Consider the following 21755-nt stretch of genomic DNA (forward strand, 5'->3'; position numbering starts at 1 on the left):
GAGTTCTGTGGTCGTCACTGTTCCTCCAACAATGCTCGTGCTGTGGTCTCATCGGTCACCAGTACGCCGCACAGGCCGCTGGTCACAACGGTACGCGCGATGTCGTGCTTGGCGGGGCCCGCCGTGACGAAGATCGCGTGGGCAGCCCCGCGCAGTCGATCGAGCGAGACCCCGACCGTGCGTGCGTCGAGCTGCGAATCGACGATGTTGCCCTCGGCGTCGACATAGCGCCCGAGGATGTCACCGACCGCGCCGCGCCGCGCGAGCTCTTCGACTTCCTCCGCGCGGAGGTAGCCGTTCTCGACGTGGGCCGACGACGCATCGCAGGGTCCGGCGGTGAAGAGGAATGCCTGCGCCTTCGCAGCCTCCTCGAGCACCGCGGCGACCGTGCGGTCGGACTCGATGGCCTGTTTCGTCTCGACGCGTTCCAGGATGGCCGGACTCGGCAACAGCGACACCTGACCCGAGGCGCGCTGCGCGATCGTGACGGCCAGTCCGGCTGCGCCACCCGAGCGTCGGTTGAGGCTGACGCCACCGTTGAGCTGCACGACGGTCACGCCGTTCGCCCAGCCGTCGGGCAGCGCCTCGGCGACGGCGCGGAGCGTGCGCCCCCAGCTCACGCCGAGCGTGCGGGGAACGGGCCGGAGAGCCGTCAGGAAGTCGGCGGCCGCCTGTGCCACGCGTTCGAGCGTGCCGTCGTCGCCGTCCGGAGCGGGCACCACGACGGCGTCCGTGAGTCCGAACTTCTCGACGAGAAGCCGCTCGAGGCCGAGCCGACGCGCGCGCGGATGCACGATCTCGATGCGCACGATGCCGCGTTCCCGCGCCTGCGTGAGCAGACGGCCCACCTTCCAGCGGGAGATCTTGAGGAGCCCGCCGATCTCGTCCTGGGTCTTGTCCTCGTCGTAGTACAGCTCGGCGACGCGAACCATGAGCAGATCTTCTTCCACGGCATCCTCCTTCCGACCCCAGCGTAGGCCCATTACTGCGTTCGCGCATCTGATTGCTCATATGCGCATGAGCTGGTGGGGTGGATGCACATACGCCGGAGACGACGAAGGGGCGCCCGTCACGATGACGGGCGCCCCTTCGGAACCGGACGGACTCAGGCGCGCTTGCGCGTGGTGAGGACCTGGTCGACGATTCCATACTCCTGCGCCTGAGCGGCGGAGAGGATGTTGTCGCGGTCGATGTCGCGGTTGATCTGCTCGACCGGCTTGCCGGTGTGCTTCGCCATGGTCTCTTCGAGCCAGGTGCGCATGCGGAGGATCTCCGCCGCCTGGATCTCGATGTCCGACGCCTGCCCCTGGCCCGCCTCACCCATCGCGGGCTGGTGGATCAGGACACGCGCGTTGGGCAGCGCGAGACGCTTCCCGGGCGCACCCGCGGCGAGGAGGACGGACGCGGCCGATGCCGCCTGGCCGAGGACGACCGTCTGGATCTGCGGCGCGACGTACTGCATCGTGTCGTAGATCGCCGTCATCGCGGTGAAGGAGCCACCCGGCGAGTTGATGTACATCGTGATGTCGCGCTCGGCGTCCTGGCTCTCCAGGACGAGGAGCTGTGCCATCACGTCATCCGCCGATGCGTCGTCGACCTGGACGCCCAGGAAGATCACCCGATCTTCGAAGAGCTTGTTGTACGGGTCCTGGCGCTTGAAGCCGTAGGCCGTGCGCTCCTCGAACTGCGGCAGCACGTAGCGGCTGGAAGGGAGGTTTCCTGCGGATTGGAAAGTGGGCGTGTACATGATGTCCTTTCGAATCCGGATTACTCTGCGTCGTCCGCGGTGCCGCCGCCGCCGGTGACGTCGCTGGCGTGCTCGCGGATGTGGTCGACGAAGCCGTAGGCGAGAGCCTCTTCCGCGGTGAACCAGCGGTCGCGGTCGCCGTCTTCGTTGATCTGCTCGACGGACTTCCCGGTCTGTGCGGCGGTGATCTCGGCGAGGCGCTTCTTCATCGAGAGGATGAGCTGCGCCTGGGTCTGGATGTCGCTCGAGGTGCCGCCGAAGCCACCGTGCGGCTGGTGCAGCAGCACGCGGGCGTTCGGGGTGATGTAGCGCTTGCCCTTGGTGCCGCTGGTGAGCAGCAGCTGTCCCATCGATGCGGCCATGCCGATGCCCACGGTGACGATGTCGTTCGGGACGAACTGCATCGTGTCGTAGATCGCCATGCCCGCGGTGATGGAGCCACCGGGCGAGTTGATGTAGAGGTAGATGTCCTTCTCAGAGTCTTCTGCGGCGAGAAGAAGGATCTTCGCGCAGATCTCGTTGGCATTCTGGTCTCGCACCTCTGAGCCCAGCCAGATGATGCGATCTTTCAGCAGTCTGTCGAAGACGCTCGTTGCGACGAGGGGTTCTGCAGCCATGTCAGCTCCTGATTCCGTGTTTCAGTGATTCGAATCTACCGGCGCGGTTGCTGTGCCCAGGCCGTGTTCGCCGTCGGCATATCAGGTGTCGGCGTCGGCGATCTCGTGGGCGTACGCGGTCATGGAGCGGTGGTACCGCGGAAGGTGCGGTACCAGCGCGAGAAGAGCCACCGACAGCCCCTGAGCGGGGCGTCCGGCACTCGCGAGGATCAGCGCATGGACGGCGGCCACGGCGTCACGGTACTGGCCGTCCGCGGACACCTCCTCCTCCGCACGGATGACCACGAGTGCTTCGTCGAACGCCCCCAGGTTGCGCAGCGAGCTCGCGAGCTGGATCACGCACTGAGGACGATGCTCCTCATCGAGCCCGAGCGCCAGCGCGCGACGGTAGAGCTCGACCGCCTCGGCCGGGCGTCCTGCCGAGTCACGCGCCCCCGCACGCTCGAACTCGGCACGCGCATCATCGGAGCCGCGCTCGGCCGCAAGAGCGTCGATACGGGCGATGGTGTCGTCGCCGACCTCCTCCCCGGTCGCATCCGCCCACACGTCATCGACGCGCTCATCCCAGGTCTTCATCGGTTCTCTCCCTCGAGACGAAAGAGGGCGGATGCCGCAGCATCCGCCCTCTTCACTGGATCGTGTCGATCACTCGGCCTTGTCGGCAGCCTTCTTGGCCGGTGCCTTCTTGGCCGCAGGCTTCTTCGCGGCGGGCTTCTCCGCAGCCTCTGCGTCGTCGGCCTTCTCGGCGGCCTTCTTAGCAGCGGGCTTCTTGGCAGGAGCCTTCTTGGCGGGCTTCTCCTCCGCCTCGGCCGACTCGGTCTCGGCCTCGTCGTCGGTGACGATGAAGTCGGACAGATCCACGGCCTTGCCGTTGCTGTCGACGACCTTCACCTTGCCGAGCGCGATCGCGAGGGCCTTGTTGCGGGCGACCTCGCCGACGAGCGCGGGGAGCTGGTTCGAGGACTGCAGCGCCTCGACGAACTCCTGCGGAGCCATGCCGTACTGCGCCGCGGACTGGATCAGGTACTGGCTCAGCTCTTCCTGCGAGACCTGCACGTCGGCCTGCTCGGCGATCGTGTCGAGCAGCACCTGCGTGCGGAACTGCTTCTCGCTCGCCTCGGTGACCTCGGCGCGGTGCACGTCGTCCTCGAGACGGCCTTCACCCTCGAGGTGGTTGTGCACCTCGTCCTCGATGAGCTGCGGCGGGACCGGGATCTCGATCTGCTCGAGCAGGGTCTCGACGAGCTTGTCGCGGGCAGCGGAGCCCTGCGTGAAGACGCCCTGCTGCGCGACGCGCTCGGCGAGGCTCGCGCGGAGCTCGGCGATCGTGTCGAACTCGCTCGCGATCTGCGCGAAGTCGTCGTCGGCCTCGGGCAGCTCGCGCTCCTTGACGGCCTTGACCGACACGGAGACCTCGGCCTCGGAGCCGGCGTGGTCGCCGCCCACGAGCGCGGAGCGGAACGTGGTGTCCTCGCCGGCGGTGAGCGACTCGATCGCGTCGTCGATGCCCTCGAGCAGCTCGCCGGAGCCGATCTCGTAGGAGACGCCCTCGGCGCGGTCGATCTCGGCACCGTCGATCGTGGCGACGAGGTCGAGCTCCACGAAGTCACCCTTCGCGGCGGGACGGTCGACGGGGACGAGCGTGCCGAAGCGCGCGCGCATGTTGTCGAGCTCTGCGTCGAGCGCAGCCTCGTCGGCCTCGACGGCATCGACCGTGACGGTGATGCCCTCGTAGGAGGGAAGCTCGATGTCGGGGCGGACATCCACCTCGATGTCGACGAGCAGGTCGCCGGAGAAGTCCTTCTCGTTCGGCCACTGGGTGATGTCGGCAGCCGGGCGTCCGACGACGCGCAGCTTGTGCTCGACCGTCGCGTCGCGGAAGAACTTGTCCAGGCCCTCGTTGACCGCGTGCTCGATGACGGCGCCGCGACCGATGCGCTGGTCGATGATCGGAGCCGGGACCTTGCCCTTGCGGAAGCCGGGGATCTGGACGTCCTGAGCGATGTGCTCGTACGCGTGCGCGATGCTGGGCTTGAGGTCGTCCGGGGTGACCGTGATGCTGAGCTTGACCCGGGTCGGGGTCAGCTTCTCGACGGTGCTGTTCGCCATGCTGGTGTGTTCTCCTTGTGATTTCCGCGCTGAATCGCGGCTGTAAGGTCCGTGGGGGCCGTGTCGGGGCGACAGGAGTTGAACCTGCGACCTCCCGCTCCCAAAGCGGGCGCTCTACCAAGCTGAGCTACGCCCCGGGGAATCCGCACGCAGATTCAGCCCCACCGAGTCTAACGGACGAGAGCACCCCCGACAGTCCGCTATGATCGATCACGTCGGAGTTCAGATTCCGACCGGATCTGAGGCTTCCTCAGAAATCCGGGGCTGTAGCTTAGTGGTAAAGCCTCTGTCTTCCAAACAGATGATGCGAGTTCGATTCTCGTCAGCCCCTCCGCTCACAAAGGCCCTCACCAGACGGTGAGGGCCTTCGTGCATCTGCGGTCCCGGGTCGCATACGCTGACAGCACCGACGCACACCGTCTCCGACCGGAAGGCTCCCTCGAATGGCCACGACGTGACCACCCCGCTCGGCGCCGCCCCCGCCGGTCCTCCTGCAGCCCCGTTCCCCGGCGGACATCACCTTCCGGCACGATTCCCCGCCGAGTCCGCCCTGCTCGCGCCTCCGTCGACTCCGCGCCGTCGCCGGACCGGATTGATCCTCGGACTTGTTGGCGCCGTTGTGCTCGTCGTCGCCGCCGGCCTGACGCAGTGGAGCGCGAACGTCGGCTACGACGACGCGTCACTCCGGGTGGACGATGCCTTCAGGACGGTCACCGCGCAGAGCGCGCAGGCACAGCACGCCACCACAGCTCTCATCGAGTCGACCGACGCCGGGCACGTCATCCTGGACGCCGGAGTCGCGCCGATCCCCGTTCCGGAAGATGCGGTCACGTCGCTCTCCACCGCGATCGCGGACGGTGAGGAGGCCGGAGCGGCCGCCGAACAGGTCATGGCGACCGAACGACCGACGCGTGCGGAGAAGCCTGTCTGGTTCTGGGAACTCTTCGCTGCCACCGCTCAGCTGTCCGACGACGAGACCGACCTCACCCACCTGGCCGGACGACTCGAATCCGTCTCAGGCGATGCACGGGCCGCGTCCGCAGCCGTCGACGAGAGCGGCGTCGCCGTCGTGACAGGAGCAGGGGCTGCGGCAAGGGACTTCGAGGCCGCACACATCTCCGCCCGCAACGACTCCGTGATCGCGCTGCGCGACGCCGCGGCCCGCGCCACGGCCGTCTCCTCCGTCGACGACACCGCGGCCACCGTCTACGCCGCACTCCAGGCGGCAGGTGCGCAGGTCATCGCGACCGAGAACGAGGAGATGGCCGAGAAGGCCGGGCCGCTGCTGAGCGCCCGCCTCGAGATCGAGGCCTTCGCCCGCTCGCTCGCGCCGGGAGTGCTCCTCGACTTCGACTGGGCGCCCGTGGTCAGCGGGGCGGGCTACAACGGCAGCATGGGCGGCTACACCACCTGGTGGTGGGGCTCCCCCGGACGCGCGACCATCGAGCTCTCGAACTCGGTCGCCGAACAGTGGCCCGCTGAACGGAGCCGGGCGCTCATCGCCCACGAGGTCGGCCACGCGATCAGCGTGAAGTGCCAGACGATGTACGACGCGTCCACGCAGGACAGCATCGAGAAATGGGCGACTGCCTGGGCCATCAGCATGGGGTTCACCGACGACGCCAACGGAGTCTGGGCGTACGGCTACCCGCCGCAGAGCTACATCGACGCCGCCGCCGGCTGCCGCTGAGCCACCGAGACGAGAGAAGCCGCCGCGATGACTCGCGGCGGCTTCTTGGATGTCAGATCGAGGTCACTGGCCCCGACGCTCGCGCAACTGCGTGAGCGCGTCGTCCAGGAGCTGGACGGCTTCCTCGTCGGTACGACGCTCCTTCACATACGCGAGGTGCGTCTTGTACGGCTCCGCCTTCGCGAGCGCAGGAGGGTTCTCCTTGTCGCGGCCGGCAGGAAGTCCGGACTGCGGGTGATCGATGATCTCCGGGATCTCTTCTTCGGGCAGGCCCGCCGCGAAGTAGCGCACGGTCTCGTTGCCGAGCCCGTCCCAGTACGAGACCGCGATGCGGTCGGCGTGGTAGCCGTGGTCCTGCTCGCCCATCGGGCCGGAGCCGACACGGGTGCCACGGATCGCGTTTCCACCGGTTGCCATCAGATGACCTCGAACTTCGTGATGAGGCCCAGCGCGACGATGGAAACGAACCACGTCAGCGCCAGGACGACCGTGAAGCGGTTCAGGTTCCGCTCGGCGAGGCCGGAGGAGCCGACCGCCGAGGTCATGCCGCCGCCGAACATGTCGGACAGACCGCCACCGCGACCCTTGTGCAGGAGGATGAGGAGAGTCAGCAGAACGCTGGTGATGCCCAGCACGACCTGCAGGACGAACTCGAGAATTTCCACGAGAGAGAGCCTTTCGCTGGGGCCGGAACGCCCCCGTAACGGTCAAGTATACGGTGCAGCGGGGCCGGAGCCCCGCTGCACTCACACGCCGACGTGCTTCTCGAAGCGGATGATCGCGGCGAACTCGTCCACGACGAGGCTCGCCCCGCCGACCAGAGCACCGTCCACATCGGGCTCACGCATGAAGCTGGCGATGTTCGCCGACTTCACCGATCCGCCGTAGAGGATGCGGGTACGCGCGGCCGCCTCGTCGCCGAGGACCTTCGCGATCACGGCGCGCAGCGCCGCGCAGACATCCTGCGCCTGCTGCGGTGTCGCCGCCTGACCGGAGCCGATCGCCCACACCGGCTCGTACGCCACGACGATGTCGGCCTTCGGGGAGACGCCCTGCAGCGCCGCCTCCAGCTGGGACACCGGGACAGCGCTGGCGCCGAACTTCTCCAGATCGCCCGCGGTCTCGCCCACGCAGATCACGGGAACGAGGCCGTGCTTGAGCGATGCCTGCACCTTCGCCGCCACGACATCGTCGCCCTCGGAGTGGTACTCGCGCCGCTCCGAATGCCCGATGATCACGTACTTCGCGTCGAGCTTCGCCAGGAACGCTCCGGACACCTCGCCCGTGTACGCACCGGAGTCGTGTGCAGAGAGGTCCTGCGCACCGAGCGCGAACGGGATCTTGTCCGCGTCGATCAGCGTCTGCACGCTGCGGATGTCGGTGAACGGCGGGAAGACCGCCACCTCGACCGAGCCGTCCTCGTGCTTCGCGTCCTTCAACGTCCAGTGCAGCTTCTGCACGAACGCGACCGCCTGCAGGTGGTCGAGATTCATCTTCCAGTTTCCCGCGATCAGCGGGGTACGGGCGTTCACACCCATCCGAGGACCTCCAGCCCAGGTAGTTTCTTGCCCTCGAGGAACTCGAGGCTCGCGCCGCCGCCGGTCGAGATGTGACCGAACTGCTCGTCGGAGAAGCCCAGCTGACGCACGGCAGCAGCCGAGTCGCCACCACCGACCACGCTGAGGCCGTCGACCTCGGTGAGCGCCTGCGCCACCGCCTTGGTACCCGCGGCGAATGCCGGGAACTCGAACACGCCCATCGGCCCGTTCCAGAACACTGTCTTCGATCCGCGGATCACCTCGGCGAACCGTGCAGCCGTCTCCGGGCCGATGTCCAGTCCGATGCCCGAGGCACCGAACGGCGTCGACTCGATCGCGTCGGCCGCGGCGACCTCGTGCGCGGCGTCCGCACCGAACGAGGCTGCGACGACGACGTCGGTGGGGAGCACGAGCTCCACGCCGCGCTCCGCCGCCTCGGCGATGTAGCCGCGGACGGTGTCGAGCTGTTCCTCTTCCAGCAGGCTCGACGCCACCGCGTGACCCTGGGCCTTCAAGAAGGTGAAGAGCATGCCGCCACCGACGAGGATCTTGTCGACCCGCGGAAGCAGGTGCGAGATGACGCCGAGCTTGTCGCTCACCTTGGATCCGCCGAGGACGACCGCATAGGGACGCTCCGGGTTCTCGGTGAGGCGGTCGAGCACGTCGAGCTCTGCCGCGATCAGCAGGCCCGCCGCGGACGGAAGCAGCTCGGCGAGCTCGTAGACGCTCGCCTGCTTGCGATGCACGACTCCGAACCCATCGGAGACGAGGACGTCCCCGAGTTCTGCGAGCTGCGCCGCGAAGGCTCCGCGCGTGGCATCGTCCTTCGCGGTCTCCCCCGGGTTGAACCGCAGATTCTCGATGACGACGACACCGCCGTCCTCGAGCGAGGCCACGGCCTCCCGCGCCGACTCGCCGACCGTGTCGCGGGCGAAGGCGACCGGTGCACCGAGCAGCTCAGAGAGCCGCTGAGCCACCGGCTCCAGGCTGTACTGCGGATCGGGCGCGCCATCCGGGCGTCCAAGGTGGGAGCACACGACCACGCGGGCTCCCGCGTTGATCAGTGCGTTGAGGGTCGGCAACGAGGCGCGGACACGGCCATCGTCCGTGATGATCCCGTCCCGGAGGGGGACATTGAGATCACAACGGACGATGACGCGCTTGCCCTCGAGCGACCCCAGCGTGTCCAGGGTGCGCAGAGTCATGCTTCTGAGCTTAGAGGCGCTCGGCCACGTACTCGGTCAGGTCGACGAGACGGTTGGAGTAGCCCCACTCGTTGTCGTACCAGCTCGACACCTTGATCAGGTTGCCGCTCACGTTGGTCAGCGTCGCGTCGAAGATCGACGAGTGCGGGTTGTGCACGATGTCGCTCGAGACGATCGGGTCCTCGTTGTACTGGAGGTAGCCCGCCAGGCGACCCTCGGCCGCAGCCTTCTTGTAGGCCTCGTTGACCTCGTCGACCGTCAGGTTCTCGCGGTCGGTGATGAGGGTGAGGTCGACGATCGAGCCGGTGGGGACCGGGACGCGGTAGGACGAGCCGCTGAGCTTGCCCTGCAGTGCCGGCAGCACCTCGCCGATGGCCTTGGCGGCACCGGTCGATGCGGGGGTGATGTTGATCGCGGCGGCGCGTGCACGACGCAGGTCGCTGTGCGGGCCGTCCTGCAGGTTCTGGTCTGCGGTGTAGGCGTGCGCGGTCATCATGAAGCCGCGGTCGATCCCGAACGCGTCGTTGAACACCTGCGCGAGCGGCGCCAGGCAGTTGGTGGTGCACGACGCGTTGGAGATGATGTGGTCCGTCTCCGGGTTGTAGGTGTCCTCGTTCACACCCATGACGAACGTGCCGTCGACGCCGGTGCCCGGTGCCGAGATGAGGACCTTCTTCGCGCCGGCCTCGATGTGCTTCTTGGCGAGCTCGGCCTTGGTGAAGAAGCCGGTGGACTCGATGACGATGTCGACACCCAGCTCGCCCCACGGGAGGTTGGCGGGGTCGCGCTCGGCGAAGGCCTTGATCGCCTTGCCGTTGACGGTGATGCTGTCGTCGTCGTAGCTGATCTCGGCGTCGAGGACGCCGCCCACCGAGTCGTACTTCAGCAGGTGTGCCAGGGTCTTGTTGTCGGTGAGGTCGTTGACCGCGACGATCTCAAGGTCTGCGCCCTGCGCGAGAGCCGCGCGGAAGTAGTTGCGTCCGATGCGGCCGAAGCCGTTGATACCGATCTTGACAGACACTCAGGTCTCCCTGTTTCTCGTGCGCGATGCGCAGCTTTGCAGCAGGCATGACGCGCTGGTTTTTTGGCTGAGAGGGCGTCCCGACGAGCCGATGCCCGTCGGGACGCAACCCGGTTACGACAGTACCAGCAGGCCGTTCGTCTGCTTGCGGGCGACGTCGAGGCGCTGGGCGACGTTCTCCCAGTTCGCGATGTTCCACGCGGCCTTCACGTAGTCGGCCTTGACGTTGAGGTAGTCGAGGTAGAAGGCGTGCTCCCACATGTCGAGCTGGAACAGCGGGATCGTGCCCTGCGCCGTGTTCGACTGCTGGTCGAACAGCTGCTGGATGATCAGGCGCGAGCCGATCGAGTCCCAGCTGAGGACGGCCCAGCCGGAGCCCTGGATGCCGGTCGCCGCCGCCGTGAAGTGCGCCTGGAACTTCGCGAACGAGCCGAAGTACTCGTCGATGGCCGCCTTCAGCTCACCCTCGGGCTCGCCCCCGCCGTTCGGCGAGAGGTTCGTCCAGAAGATCGAGTGGTTGACGTGGCCGCCCAGGTTGAACGCGAGGTCCTTCTCGAGCTTGTTGACGTTGGCGAGGTTGCCGCTCTCACGAGCCTCGGCGAGCTGGTCGAGGGCCGTGTTCGCGCCGGCGACATACGCCGCGTGGTGCTTGTCATGGTGCAGCTCCATGATCTTGCCGCTGATGTGCGGCTCGAGAGCTGCGAAGTCGTAGGGAAGGTCGGGGAGCGTGTAGGTCGCCATATCGCTTTCATCCAATCCGCGCCGCGCCGCGGCGCTTGCCGATCCTCCGCGCCGCCGATGTGCGGCGTAGAGCGGACGTTCTTCATCCTACTGACGACAACCCCGCAGGTGCCCCGAACCTTCCTTCACATGACGAAGACCTCGCCCCGGAAGTCGGGAACGAGGTCTTCGATGAGTCGCGGTGGGTCAGACGTCGAGTCCGACCGGGACGGCAGCCTCCGTGCCGGGGATGCCCTCCTGCTGAGCGCGCTTGTCCGCCATCGCCAGGAGGCGACGGATACGGCCGGCGACGGCGTCCTTCGTCAGGGGCGGGTCGGCGTGGTGGCCGAGCTCGTCGAGGCTGGCGTCACGGTGTGCGAGGCGAAGCTCGCCGGCGACCTTCAGGTGATCGGGCACGTCGTCGGCCAGGATCTCGAGCGCACGCTCGACCCGCGCGCAGGCGGCGACCGCGGCCTGCGCGGAACGCCGGAGGTTGGCGTCGTCGAAGTTCACCAGGCGGTTGACGCCGGCGCGCACCTCGCGGCGCTGACGCAGCTCCTCCCACGCGATGGCGGTCTTCTGCGCACCCATCTCGTTGAGGATCGTGCGGATCGCCTCCCCCTCGCGCACGACCACGCGCGGCATCCCGCGTACTTCACGGGCCTTGGCGGCCACACCCAGCCGGTGCGCGGCACCCACCAGGGCCATCGCGGCCTCGGACGACGGACACACGACCTCGAGCATGGCCGAGCGTCCCGGCTCGCTCAGCGACCCCGCCGCGAGGAACGCGCCGCGCCACAGGCCGGCGACCTCGGCGCGAGAGCCGGTGGTGAGGCGGTTCGGCAGTCCACGTACGGGACGCCGGCGCTGGTCGAGCAGACCCGTCTGGCGCGCGAGGGTCTCCCCCTGTGCGATCACGCGCACCGCCCATCGCGCACCCTCGTTCGCGGTGCTGGACTGGACCTGCGCGATCTCGGGCCGAACGCCGTAGATCTCGGCGAGGTCACGAGCGACACGACGTGCCAGCGTCTCCGCATCCACCTCGGCCTCCACGGCCACGCGACCGGCGATCGAATGCAGTCCACCGGCGAACCGGAGGATCGCGGTGACCTCCGCGACACGCACCGTCGGGGGTGCATTGCGGATGCTGACCAGCTCGGCCTTGACGTCGGTGGTTAGTGCCACGACACTCCTTCACGTTCACGCGCCGGATCGCGACGCAAACGTCCAGCTTACTCGGCCGGGCGGCCGACTACTCTCGGCCGAGGTCCCGGTGACGGACGTTCACGGCGACGCCGGGGACCGCGGCGAGTCTCCTCGCCAGCTCCTCCGACATCGCCACCGAACGGTGCTTTCCCCCCGTGCACCCGATGGCGATGGTGGAATGACTCTTGTTCTCGCGCTGATATCCCTCCAGAACCGGGACCAGAGCGGCGGAGTAGGCATCGAGGAACTCTCTCGCGCCCTCCCGCGAGAGCACGTACTCCCGCACAGTCTCGTCCTGGCCCGTCAGCCCGCGCAGCTCCTCGTTCCAGAACGGGTTCGGCAGGAACCTCATGTCGGCGACGATGTCGACGTCGGTCGGCAAACCGTACTTGAACCCGAAGCTGAGCAGGGTGACGCGGTGCCTCGCGGCGCCCTCCTCGGAGAAGATGTCCGACACCTGCGTCGCCAGCTGATGGATGTTGAGCGACGACGTATCGATCACGATGTCGGCGGCCTCGCGGATCGGAGCGAGCCGGGAGCGCTCGACGCGGATGCCGTCGAGCAGAGTGCCGTCGCCCTGCAGCGGATGCGGACGTCGCACCGACTCGAAACGACGCACCAGCACGTCATCGGACGCATCGAGGAAGAGCACCCTGACCGAGCCACGCGACCGCAACGCGCGCGCCACGCCCGGGAAGTCATCGAACAGGTTGCGCCCGCGCACGTCGACCACCGCCGCGACCTTGGGCAGGGCCGTGCCACCCATATCGGTCAGATCGAGCAGCGGGCGGAGGATCTGCGGGGGCAGGTTGTCGACGACGTACCAGCCGAGATCTTCGAGCGCGTTCGCCACGGTCGTCCGACCCGCGCCGGACATTCCCGTGACGATGAGGAACTCGCCCTTCTCGCCGTCAACCATTGCTCTCAGTGCTCCCTCTCCCCCTCGGCCTCCAGCCTAGCGAGTGGACAGGTGCGCGTGGATGTTCTGAGCAAGCACGGGCCCGATTCCCTGGACCTCTTCGATCTGCCCCGGCTCCGCCGCCCGCAACGCGGTGACGGATCCGAAGTGCTTGAGGAGCACCTTGATGCGCGAGGCACCGAGCCCCGGGACCTCGGCGAGCACCGAGGTGATGTCGTTGCGCCGACGCTTGCGCTGATGCGTGATGGCGAAGCGGTGCGCCTCGTCGCGGAGCCGCTGCAGGAGGTAGAGCGCTTCGCTCGTGCGCGGCAGGATCACCGGGAAGTCGTCGCCCGGCAGCCAGATCTCCTCGAGGCGCTTCGCGATGCCGCACACCGCGATCTCGGTATGACCGGCGTCACGGAGGGCCCGGGCGGCGGCCTCGACCTGCGGCTGACCGCCATCGACGAGGAGCAGCTGCGGCGGATACGCGAAGCGGGGCTTGCGCCGTGCCGTCGCCTCGCCGAGGTCCTGCCCGACGATCTCGTCGGTCGTCGGGTCGATGACCTCCGGTTCTTCCGGACGATCAAGGTACGCCAGCCGTCGCCGGAGCACCTGGTACATCGAATCGGTGTCGTCGGTGGTCTCGGCGATGTTGAAGGAGCGGTACTGATCTTTGCGCGGGAGACCGTCTTCGAACACGACCATCGAGGCGACCACGTTCGTGCCGCCCAGATGCGAGATGTCGAAGCACTCGATGCGCAACGGCGCCTCGCTCATCCCGAGCGCCTCCTGCAGGTCGGTGAGCGCCTGCGTCCGCGCGACGTAGTCGCTCGTCCGCCGCGTCTTGTGCCGGATGAGCGCCTGCTGCGCGTTGAGCGTGGCCGTGCGCATCAGGTCGGCGCGCTGACCGCGCTGCGCGACCGCGATCTCGACCTTCTTGCCCCGGCGTTCCCGCAGCCAGAGCTCCAGCTCCGCCGCATCGTCGGGAAGGGTCGGCACCAGAATGCGCCGGGGAACGTCCTGCGCCTCGCCGTACGCCTGCTGCAGGACCTGATCGACGAGCTCGGCGCTCGTGATGTCGATCTCCTTCTCGATCGTGAGGGCGCGCACACCGCGAACGCGACCACCGCGGATCACGAAGTGCTGCACGGCCGCGGACAGCTCGTCCTCGGCGATGCCGAAGAGGTCGGCGTCCTCGTCGCTCGGGAGCACGAGCGCGCTCTTGCCGAGTACGGCCTCGATGGCCGCGAGCTTGTCGCGGTACTTCGCCGCCGCCTCGTAGTCCATCGCCGCCGATGCCGCCAGCATCCGCGTGGTGAGCTCTCGGGTGAAGCGCTCGTCGCCTCCCGCCATGAAGGCGACGAAGTCGTCGACCATGGCGCGATGCTCTTCGATCGTCACGGTCATCGAGCACGGCCCGCCGCACTTGCCGATCTGGCCGGGGAAGCACGGGCGACCGGTCTGCATCGCACGCTTGTAGCTGGCGTCGCTGCAGGTGCGGATCGGGAACGCCTTGATCATCAGGTCGATGGTCTCGTGCACGGCCCAGACCTTCGGGAACGGGCCGAAGTACCGTGCGCCGGGGATCTTCCGGTTGCGGGTCACCAGCACACGGGGTGCTTCGTCGCCGAGGGTCACTGCCATGAAGGGGTAGGACTTGTCGTCCTTGTAGCGGACGTTGAAGGGCGGATCGAACTCCTTGATCCACATGTACTCGAGCTGGAGCGAGTCGACGTCGGTCGGAACGACGGTCCACTCCACCGATGCCGCCGTCGTGACCATGCGCCGGGTGCGCTCGTGCAGGGTCCGCAGCGGTGCGAAGTAGTTCGACAGGCGCTGGCGAAGATTCTTCGCCTTGCCGACGTAGAGCACCCGGCCCGCGGCGTCACGGAAGCGGTACACCCCAGGATCGGTGGGGATCTCCCCCTGCCGTGGCTTGTACGACAGCACATCGGCCATCAGCTGGCCTTCCGCGCGGAGCGCCCCTCACCCAGGATCTCGGCGAGGAACAACCCGGTGTGGCTTTCCTCGACGCGTGCGATCTGCTCCGGGGTGCCCGTGGCGATGATCTGGCCTCCGCCGGAACCGCCCTCCGGGCCGAGGTCGATCACCCAGTCGGCCGACTTGATCACGTCGAGGTTGTGCTCGATGACGATGACAGTGTTGCCCTTGTCGACCAGCCCGTTCAGCACCTCGAGGAGCTTGCGCACGTCTTCGAAGTGCAGACCCGTCGTCGGCTCGTCGAGCACGTAGATGCTGCGGCCGTTGCTGCGACGCTGGAGCTCGGTGGCGAGCTTGACGCGCTGTGCCTCGCCGCCGGACAGCGTCGTCGCCGACTGCCCGAGCCGCACGTAGCCGAGTCCGACGTCGACGAGCGTCTTCATGTAGCGGTGGATCGCCTGGATCGGCTCGAAGAACTCCGCCGCTTCCTCGATCGGCATCTCCAGCACCTCGGCGATGTTCTTGCCCTTGTAGTGCACGGCGAGCGTGTCGCGGTTGTAGCGCTTGCCGTGGCAGACCTCGCAGTCGACGTACACGTCGGGCAGGAAGTTCATCTCGATCTTGATCGTGCCGTCGCCGGAGCATGCCTCGCAGCGGCCGCCCTTGACGTTGAAGCTGAACCGACCGGGCAGGTAACCGCGGACCTTCGCCTCGGGCGTCTCGCTGAACAGGGTGCGGATGCGGTCGAACACGCCGGTGTACGTGGCGGGGTTCGACCGCGGCGTGCGGCCGATCGGGGCCTGGTCGACGTGCACGACCTTGTCGAGGTTATCGAGTCCCGTGACCCGCGTGTGCTTGCCCGGGACCGTCCGTGCGCCGTTGAGACGCGAGGCGAGCACCTGGTACAGGATGTCGTTCACGAGTGACGACTTTCCGGAGCCGCTGACGCCGGTGACCGCCGTCAGCACACCGAGCGGGAAGTCGGCCGTGACGTTGCGGAGGTTGTTGGCGCGTGCGCCCACGACGCTGAGCATCCGCTTCTTGTCGATCTTGCGGCGCTTCGTCGGCATCGGGATCTCGCGGCGACCGGAGAGGTACTCCCCGGTCATCGACGCGCTGTCGGCGAGCAGGGCCGAGTAGGGACCCGAGTGCACGACCTCCCCGCCGTTGACACCGGCGCCCGGTCCGATGTCGACGACCCAGTCCGCCGCCTCGATCGTCTCCTCGTCGTGCTCCACCACGATCAGGGTGTTGCCGAGGTCGCGCAGTGTGAGCAGCGTCTCGATGAGTCGGCGGTTGTCGCGCTGGTGCAGACCGATCGACGGCTCGTCGAGCACGTAGAGGACTCCGGTCAGGCCGGAACCGATCTGCGTCGCGAGACGGATGCGCTGTGCCTCGCCACCGGACAGAGACCCGGCCGAACGGCTGAGGTTGAGGTAGGACAGCCCCACCTGCAGCAGGAAGTCGAGCCGCAGCCGGATCTCCCGGAGGACCTGGGCGGCGATCTTCGCCTCACGCTCGCTGAGGGTGAGCGTCTCCATGAAGGCACGGGCATCGGCGAGGCTGAGATGGGAGACCTCGGCGATCGAGTGGCCGTGCACCTGCACGGCGAGCACCTCGGGCTTGAGGCGATTGCCGTCGCACACCGGGCAGGGGACCTCACGGAGGTACTCGCCCCAGCGATTGCGCTGGGTGTCGGACTCGGCCTGCAGGTACTGCCGCTCGATGTACGGGACCACGCCCTCGAACCCGGAGGTGTACCGCATCTCGCGACCGTAGCGGTTCTTCCACTTGACCGAGACCTTGTAGTTCTCGCCGCGCAGCACCGCGTTCTGGACATCGGAGTGCAGCTCCCGCCACGGCGTGTCGAGAGAGAAGTCGAGGTCGTTCGAGAGGCCTTCGAGCAGACGCTCGTAGTACTGGAACAGACCCTTGCCCTGCGTGGTCCAGGGGATGATGACGCCCTCACGGATGGAAAGGTCTTCGTCGCCGAGCATCAGGTCGACGTCGACAGACATGCGCGTGCCGAGCCCGGAACATGCCGGGCAGGCTCCGAACGGCGCGTTGAACGAGAACGTGCGCGGCTCGATCTCGGTGAGCGTGAGCGCATGCCCGTTCGGGCACGCCAGCTTCTCGGAGAAGGTCTGCCACGCGTCGTCGCCCTCACCGTCGACGTAGTTGATCTGCACCACGCCGCCGGCCAATCCCAGGGCCGTCTCGACCGAATCGGTGACCCGACCGAGGATGTCGCCGGAAGCGACCAGGCGGTCGACCACCACGGCGATGTCGTGCTTGTAGCTCTTCTTGAGCGTCGGCGGCTCGGCGAGCTGGATGAGCTCGCCGTCGACGATCGCCCGCGAGTACCCCTTCGCACCGAGCTCGCGGAACAGGTCGACGAACTCGCCCTTCTTCTGCGAGACGATCGGCGCCACGACCTGGTAGCGCGTGCGCTCGGGAAGCTCCATGAGCTGGTCGGCGATCTGCTGCACCGTCTGACGCTGGATCCGCTCACCGCACTCGGGGCAGTGCGGGATGCCGATGCGCGCCCACAGCAGACGCATGTAGTCGTAGATCTCGGTGATCGTGCCGACGGTCGACCGCGGGTTGCGGTTGGTCGACTTCTGGTCGATCGAGACGGCGGGGCTCAGCCCCTCGATGAAATCGACGTCGGGGCGGTCGACCTGACCGAGGAACTGGCGCGCGTACGCGCTCAGCGATTCGACGTAGCGACGCTGCCCCTCGGCGAAGATCGTGTCGAACGCGAGGCTCGACTTCCCCGACCCGGACAAGCCGGTGAACACGACGAGGGAGTCGCGCGGGATGTCGATGTCGACGTTCTTGAGATTGTGGACGCGGGCACCGCGGACACTGAGTTTTCCGGAGGAGGCAACGGGGACGATGGGCACCGGTCAAGTCTACGAGGGGCCACGGACATCGGCTCCGCGTGGCCGCTCGACCACCGACGGCGCGCTCTCGGATGCGGCGGTTCTCCGGGAATCGTCCGCCTTTCGCGCGGCCCTGAGCGCGAGCAGCACACCGACCAGGAGCGCGACCGCCGCCACGGGCGCGAGCCAGGCGACGCCGCGATCGACGTCGGCAGGCGCCAGCAGCCACACGCCGAACACCAACGGCTGCGCGATGAGCTGCACGACCAGGAACCGGGTAGCACTCGGCGCCAGCACGGCGAGGGCGACCCGCGAGGCGAGCGGGATCGTGAGCGCGAGCGCGCCCAACACGTGGATGGCATGGACGAGCAGCACCGCGAGCGCCGTCCGCTCCGGCGCGGGATCCGTGAGGAGCACCCCGAACACGAGGCACGCCGCGCCCAGCCAGGCCGCAAGGGAGCGGGGCAGCACGGTCGCGATCACGGAGGCGACCACTGCGATCCCCTGCCACAGCGGGAACGGGTTGAGCGCGACGGCCCCGAACCAGACGATCGCCACGAGCAGCAGGCGGATGACGAGTCCCGGGACCGCACCGGGCACGCGGAACGACCTGATGCCGCGCGTCATCGCCGTACCGCCCCCATCCGCTGCTGACGCACCGCAGCGAGCCGCATCGCGACATCGACATCGGAACTCGCCCAGGGCACGACCTCGACGCCGGCATGGCGCAGCTCGGCGAGGATGTCGGAGCGCTCGGCGAGCACCGTGCGCAGGGCGATGCCCTGTTCTCGGGTGAGCCTGGTCGTGTCCGGAGTCGGCAGCACATCGACGGCGACCACGGCGTGACCCGACGCGCGCCAGCCGGTGGCCACGCGGGCGGCCACGCCGTCTACGAAGGTGGAGAGGACGAAGACGATGGATCCGGCGGGCACGACCGGGGACCGAAGGTAGCGCGACCCGTCCTCCCCTCGGCCAGTGGCGGCGATCGTGTCACGCACCCGGGCGAGATGCCGCGCACCGCCACCGGAACGCACGCTTCGGCCCCCCGGCGACAGCGCGTGGTACGCCACGCGATCCCCGGCACCGATCGCCACTGTCGCGATCGAGAGGGCCGACTCGCGGGCGAGGTCGAGCGACGTCGTCCCGGAGCGGTCGGGGTCATCGACTCCCCATGCCGCGACGACCGCGCCGACGTCTTCCGCGGTGTCCACCGCGATCACCACCGAGGAGTCGCTGAGCGTGTTCGTGCGACGCACCAGAAGCTCACCCGGGCGACGGGCCGCGCGGGCCGTCGCGCGCCAATCGACGCGACGCAGCTCATCGCCGGGCGCGAAGGGATGGATGTCGCGGAAGTCGCCGCCCTGGCCCGGTCGCGCCCCCTCATGCGCGCCATGCAGACCCGCCAATCGCGGGGCGACCGGAAGGCGGCCGATCCGCACCGAGCGCGGCGGCGTGTTCCAGTCAAGGGCGACGCGCGGAGCCGTGTCCGACACCCACGCTCCGTCGAGCGCCGCACCGCGGACGGTGACCCCGAGCAGCTCGACAGGGCCCGAGTGCTGCAGACGGCTCCGTGAGCCGAAGACAGCAGATCCGGGACGCACCTCCGCGACGCCCGTCCGCCATCCCTCCTGATCGACCGCGACCTGCAGCCAGTCCGCATCGAGCACGATGTCCGCCTCCGCGACCGCGTTCGGCGATGCCTCTGCGCCGCCGGGGCGAGCGCGCAACTCTATCGACATCGCCGAGTCCTCCGGCCGGCGCAGCAGCATCCATGCGGTCGCGAGCGCGAGCGGGAGCCCGATCCCGATCACGTCCGGGCGCGAGAACACGAGCCCCACGGCAGTCAAGGCCGCTGCCCCGATGATCCCGATGGCGACCACCGGCGTCCGGTGCCACCGCACCGGAGCGCGGGCGCTGACACGAATCGGCTCGGTCACCGGAGCACGGCCACAGTCGGCGGAACCGGGGTCGTCGCCACCACCGTGGCGACGACGGATCGCGGATCCACGCCCTGCGCCCACGCCTGGGGCGTGAGGGTGAGGCGATGCGCGAGCACGGGTTCGGCGATGCGCTTGATGTCATCGGGGCGCACGTAATCCCTGCCATCGAGCGCCGCGAGAGCTCGTCCCAGCAGCACGAGCGCCTGCGAGCCGCGCGGCGAGGCTCCGACCGCGACGTTCACGGCATCGCGTGTCGCCTTCGTGAGATCGACACAGTAGCGTACGACGTCGGCATCGACGTGGATGCGCTCAACCGCTGCCTGGATCGCAAGCAGCCCCTCACCATCGACCACGGCGTCGACCGTGACGTCGGGGCTCTGGCGACGCACGCGGTCGAGGATGATGCGGGCCTCATCGTCTGCCGCGGGGTATCCCACGGCGAGCCGCACCATGAAGCGGTCGAGCTGCGCCTCGGGAAGCGCGTAGGTCCCCTCGTACTCGATCGGATTCGAGGTCGCGATCACGTGGAACGGTCGCGGCAGCGCGAACCTGTTGCCCTCCACGGTCACCTGATGCTCGGCCATCGCCTCGAGCATCGCGGACTGCGTCTTCGGCGTCGTGCGGTTCACCTCGTCGGCCAGGAGGAGTCCGGTGAAGATCGGGCCAGGCCGGAACACGAAATCGCCGGTCGCCGGCGCATACACGTACGACCCGGTCACATCGCCGGGAAGCATGTCGGGCGTGCACTGCAGTCGTCGGAAATCGAGCCCGAGGGCTGCAGCGAGACTCCGCGCCGCGAGCGTCTTGCCGAGTCCCGGGACGTCCTCGAAGAGCACATGTCCGCCCGCGAGGATCGCCGCGAGCGCGACCGTGAGGGGCTCGTCCATCCCGACGACCGCACCGCGGACGCTGTCCAGCACGCGGCGCCCGACATCGGCGATCTGCGTGGTGTCCTGACTGCTCATGCCGTCTCCTTCATGTCGTTCGGTATGCGTTCGATCGCGTCGAGCACGCGCTCGACGTCGGCACGCTGCACTTCACGTCGGTGGAGGGCGTCGCGCACACCCGCCCCGAGGAATGCGTCGATGCGCGCGTGCTGGTCGGGGTCGTCGAGGTCGAGGCCGCGGTGGACGAGGCGCCTGCGCAACGCGTTCTGCACACGGCGCACGACGAGATGACCGACGACACCCGTACGGGAGTTGATCCCCCACGCCAGCCGCGACACCTCGGACCCGCGCGAGTCCCGTCGCGGCTTCTCGGGCGGCCAGCTCGCGCTGTCGTCGAAGAAGACCTGCCGTGCGGCCAGGGCGATTGCGAGGATCAGGATCAACCAGGCCGCCATGAACGGCATCGGGAAGCCGACCTGTCCCAGGAGAACCACGACGGCAGCTGCGACCACGAGGCCGGCGGCGATCCCCAGGACCTTCGCCTTCATCGCCATCCCTCCTGGATGCCGCGCAGACACGTCGCCGCACGGGCACGGTCGTCATCGTCGGCCACGTGACCGCCGAAGCGGACCTCCTCGTACAGTCGCAGCAGCACGACGACCTCGTCCGCGATCCCCTTGCGTCGCCCGATGATGCGCACGGTGAACTCGGAGGGGGTCTCGTTCGCCGCACGACCGGCACCGGCATCGGCTGCCGACTCCTCCAGTCCGACCCAGGCCGCGACGATGCTGTCTCCGGGTTCCGGGCGTTCGTCGATCGTGCGCAGAGCCTCGTCGATGCCGCGACGGATCACCGCCGCGTCGGGGTCTGCGTCGGCGACGGGTGCGGCGACCACCTCGACCGCCACATCGGCTGCGCCACGACGTGCCAGAGGCCGGTTGCGCCACAACTGGAGGAGATACCGCACACCGAGGTACACCATCGCGAGCACGGCGGCGACGATGAGGGCGGCTGCCACGTAGCCGATGATCGCGAGGATCGCGGAGTCCGCCGGCTGTTCGGGAGGGGGCGGCGGCGGAGCGGACTCCATCGGCGCAGGCGTGTTGTCGACAGCCGTCGGCTCGGCGCCCTCGATCGGCCACGGGCCGAACTGCGGAGTCCCCTGCGCTGAGGCGGCGAACATGACCACCGCGAAGAAGCCGGCGATGCCGATCAGCGGGACCAGCAGCCGGTCGATTCGCGGCCGCGTTCCGACATGCTCCTGCTCCGGGGCCGGGGGCTCGGAGCGCGACATGCCTCCACCCTAGGGGGCACCTCCCCCGCTGCGACGTCATGGCCGCTGCGTGGA

The 21755-nt window shown here is 68.3% G+C and carries 21 protein-coding genes and 2 tRNA genes; 2 read left to right on the plus strand and 21 right to left on the minus strand.

Annotated features, from left to right (window positions below; all coding sequences use genetic code 11):
• Positions 1-14 precede the first annotated feature (14 nt).
• The 6 genes from WFM69_RS12790 to WFM69_RS12815 all read right to left on the minus strand — a co-directional run bounded on the left by WFM69_RS12790 (position 15) and on the right by WFM69_RS12815 (position 4610).
• Positions 15-950 (minus strand): sugar-binding transcriptional regulator, encoded by a 936-nt coding sequence (locus tag WFM69_RS12790; protein ID WP_337005234.1) that lies wholly within the window; start codon positions 948-950, stop codon positions 15-17.
• A gap of 155 nt (positions 951-1105) precedes the next feature.
• The gene (locus WFM69_RS12795) at positions 1106-1747 is read right to left on the minus strand and encodes an ATP-dependent Clp protease proteolytic subunit (protein ID WP_337005236.1); all 642 of its coding nucleotides are present in this window, start codon (positions 1745-1747) and stop codon (positions 1106-1108) included.
• A gap of 20 nt (positions 1748-1767) precedes the next feature.
• Positions 1768-2364, minus strand: coding sequence for an ATP-dependent Clp protease proteolytic subunit (locus WFM69_RS12800; RefSeq protein WP_337005237.1), 597 nt, complete (start codon positions 2362-2364; stop codon positions 1768-1770).
• Positions 2365-2445: 81 nt separating this feature from the next.
• Positions 2446-2940 (minus strand): tetratricopeptide repeat protein, encoded by a 495-nt coding sequence (locus WFM69_RS12805; protein ID WP_337005238.1) that lies wholly within the window; start codon positions 2938-2940, stop codon positions 2446-2448.
• 69 nt (positions 2941-3009) lie between these two features.
• On the minus strand, positions 3010-4473 hold the full coding sequence (tig, locus tag WFM69_RS12810; RefSeq protein WP_337005239.1) for a trigger factor: 1464 nt from the start codon (positions 4471-4473) through the stop codon (positions 3010-3012).
• Between the two features lie 63 nt (positions 4474-4536).
• Positions 4537-4610, minus strand: a tRNA-Pro gene (locus tag WFM69_RS12815).
• 123 nt (positions 4611-4733) lie between these two features.
• Here WFM69_RS12815 and WFM69_RS12820 point away from each other — a divergent pair.
• Positions 4734-4804 (plus strand) — tRNA-Gly (locus WFM69_RS12820).
• Between the two features lie 123 nt (positions 4805-4927).
• Positions 4928-6163 (plus strand): hypothetical protein, encoded by a 1236-nt coding sequence (locus WFM69_RS12825; RefSeq protein WP_337005240.1) that lies wholly within the window; start codon positions 4928-4930, stop codon positions 6161-6163.
• Positions 6164-6226: 63 nt separating this feature from the next.
• Here WFM69_RS12825 and WFM69_RS12830 read toward each other — a convergent pair whose 3' ends face one another.
• From WFM69_RS12830 to WFM69_RS12900, 15 genes are all read right to left on the minus strand, one after another.
• Complete coding sequence (locus WFM69_RS12830) at positions 6227-6580, minus strand: RNA polymerase-binding protein RbpA (RefSeq protein WP_337005241.1); 354 nt, start codon at positions 6578-6580, stop codon at positions 6227-6229.
• Positions 6580-6828, minus strand: a complete 249-nt coding sequence (gene secG, locus WFM69_RS12835) for a preprotein translocase subunit SecG (protein WP_337005242.1) — start codon at positions 6826-6828, stop codon at positions 6580-6582. Before secG ends, WFM69_RS12830 begins: the two co-directional genes overlap by 1 nt.
• An 81-nt stretch (positions 6829-6909) precedes the next feature.
• Positions 6910-7701 (minus strand): triose-phosphate isomerase, encoded by a 792-nt coding sequence (gene tpiA, locus WFM69_RS12840; RefSeq protein WP_337005243.1) that lies wholly within the window; start codon positions 7699-7701, stop codon positions 6910-6912.
• Positions 7692-8906, minus strand: coding sequence for a phosphoglycerate kinase (locus tag WFM69_RS12845; RefSeq protein ID WP_337005244.1), 1215 nt, complete (start codon positions 8904-8906; stop codon positions 7692-7694). Before WFM69_RS12845 ends, tpiA begins: the two co-directional genes overlap by 10 nt.
• A 10-nt stretch (positions 8907-8916) precedes the next feature.
• Positions 8917-9927, minus strand: a complete 1011-nt coding sequence (gene gap, locus WFM69_RS12850) for a type I glyceraldehyde-3-phosphate dehydrogenase (RefSeq protein WP_337005245.1) — start codon at positions 9925-9927, stop codon at positions 8917-8919.
• Between the two features lie 114 nt (positions 9928-10041).
• The gene (locus tag WFM69_RS12855) at positions 10042-10668 is read right to left on the minus strand and encodes a superoxide dismutase (protein ID WP_337005246.1); all 627 of its coding nucleotides are present in this window, start codon (positions 10666-10668) and stop codon (positions 10042-10044) included.
• Between the two features lie 186 nt (positions 10669-10854).
• Positions 10855-11832, minus strand: coding sequence for a DNA-binding protein WhiA (whiA, locus tag WFM69_RS12860; protein ID WP_337005248.1), 978 nt, complete (start codon positions 11830-11832; stop codon positions 10855-10857).
• Positions 11833-11899: 67 nt separating this feature from the next.
• On the minus strand, positions 11900-12772 hold the full coding sequence (gene rapZ, locus WFM69_RS12865) for an RNase adapter RapZ (RefSeq protein ID WP_337005250.1): 873 nt from the start codon (positions 12770-12772) through the stop codon (positions 11900-11902).
• Between the two features lie 36 nt (positions 12773-12808).
• Positions 12809-14713, minus strand: a complete 1905-nt coding sequence (uvrC, locus tag WFM69_RS12870; RefSeq protein WP_337005252.1) for an excinuclease ABC subunit UvrC — start codon at positions 14711-14713, stop codon at positions 12809-12811.
• Positions 14713-17601: an excinuclease ABC subunit UvrA gene (uvrA, locus tag WFM69_RS12875; RefSeq protein ID WP_337005253.1), complete on the minus strand. Its 2889-nt coding sequence runs from the start codon at positions 17599-17601 to the stop codon at positions 14713-14715. The genes uvrC and uvrA overlap by 1 nt, the downstream gene beginning before the upstream one ends.
• 9 nt (positions 17602-17610) lie before the next feature.
• Entirely contained in the window at positions 17611-18207 is a 597-nt protein-coding gene (locus tag WFM69_RS12880) for a hypothetical protein (protein ID WP_337005255.1), read from the minus strand.
• A complete protein-coding gene (locus tag WFM69_RS12885; protein ID WP_337005257.1) occupies positions 18204-19517 on the minus strand; it encodes a DUF58 domain-containing protein in 1314 nt (437 codons plus the stop codon). The genes WFM69_RS12880 and WFM69_RS12885 overlap by 4 nt, the downstream gene beginning before the upstream one ends.
• Entirely contained in the window at positions 19514-20485 is a 972-nt protein-coding gene (locus WFM69_RS12890; RefSeq protein ID WP_337005259.1) for an AAA family ATPase, read from the minus strand. The genes WFM69_RS12885 and WFM69_RS12890 overlap by 4 nt, the downstream gene beginning before the upstream one ends.
• Positions 20482-20955 carry a hypothetical protein gene (locus WFM69_RS12895; protein ID WP_337005261.1) on the minus strand — a complete coding sequence of 158 codons (474 nt, stop codon included), beginning with the start codon at positions 20953-20955 and terminating at the stop codon, positions 20482-20484. The genes WFM69_RS12890 and WFM69_RS12895 overlap by 4 nt, the downstream gene beginning before the upstream one ends.
• Positions 20952-21701, minus strand: a complete 750-nt coding sequence (locus tag WFM69_RS12900) for a DUF4129 domain-containing protein (RefSeq protein ID WP_337005263.1) — start codon at positions 21699-21701, stop codon at positions 20952-20954. Before WFM69_RS12900 ends, WFM69_RS12895 begins: the two co-directional genes overlap by 4 nt.
• Positions 21702-21755 lie beyond the last annotated feature (54 nt).

This window comes from Microbacterium sp. LB12 (assembly GCF_037150835.1).
Classification (GTDB): Bacteria; Actinomycetota; Actinomycetes; order Actinomycetales; family Microbacteriaceae; genus Microbacterium.

Coding starts and splice junctions, on each gene's coding strand:
- WFM69_RS12795 (WP_337005236.1), bottom strand. CDS start 1,747: ATGTACACGCCCACTTTCCAATCCGCAGGAAACCTCCCTTCCAGCCGC.
- WFM69_RS12800 (WP_337005237.1), bottom strand. CDS start 2,364: ATGGCTGCAGAACCCCTCGTCGCAACGAGCGTCTTCGACAGACTGCTG.
- WFM69_RS12805 (WP_337005238.1), bottom strand. CDS start 2,940: ATGAAGACCTGGGATGAGCGCGTCGATGACGTGTGGGCGGATGCGACC.
- tig (WP_337005239.1), bottom strand. CDS start 4,473: ATGGCGAACAGCACCGTCGAGAAGCTGACCCCGACCCGGGTCAAGCTC.
- WFM69_RS12830 (WP_337005241.1), bottom strand. CDS start 6,580: ATGGCAACCGGTGGAAACGCGATCCGTGGCACCCGTGTCGGCTCCGGC.
- tpiA (WP_337005243.1), bottom strand. CDS start 7,701: ATGGGTGTGAACGCCCGTACCCCGCTGATCGCGGGAAACTGGAAGATG.
- WFM69_RS12845 (WP_337005244.1), bottom strand. CDS start 8,906: ATGACTCTGCGCACCCTGGACACGCTGGGGTCGCTCGAGGGCAAGCGC.
- WFM69_RS12855 (WP_337005246.1), bottom strand. CDS start 10,668: ATGGCGACCTACACGCTCCCCGACCTTCCCTACGACTTCGCAGCTCTC.
- rapZ (WP_337005250.1), bottom strand. CDS start 12,772: ATGGTTGACGGCGAGAAGGGCGAGTTCCTCATCGTCACGGGAATGTCC.
- uvrC (WP_337005252.1), bottom strand. CDS start 14,713: ATGGCCGATGTGCTGTCGTACAAGCCACGGCAGGGGGAGATCCCCACC.
- WFM69_RS12880 (WP_337005255.1), bottom strand. CDS start 18,207: ATGACGCGCGGCATCAGGTCGTTCCGCGTGCCCGGTGCGGTCCCGGGA.
- WFM69_RS12890 (WP_337005259.1), bottom strand. CDS start 20,485: ATGAGCAGTCAGGACACCACGCAGATCGCCGATGTCGGGCGCCGCGTG.
- WFM69_RS12895 (WP_337005261.1), bottom strand. CDS start 20,955: ATGAAGGCGAAGGTCCTGGGGATCGCCGCCGGCCTCGTGGTCGCAGCT.
- WFM69_RS12900 (WP_337005263.1), bottom strand. CDS start 21,701: ATGTCGCGCTCCGAGCCCCCGGCCCCGGAGCAGGAGCATGTCGGAACG.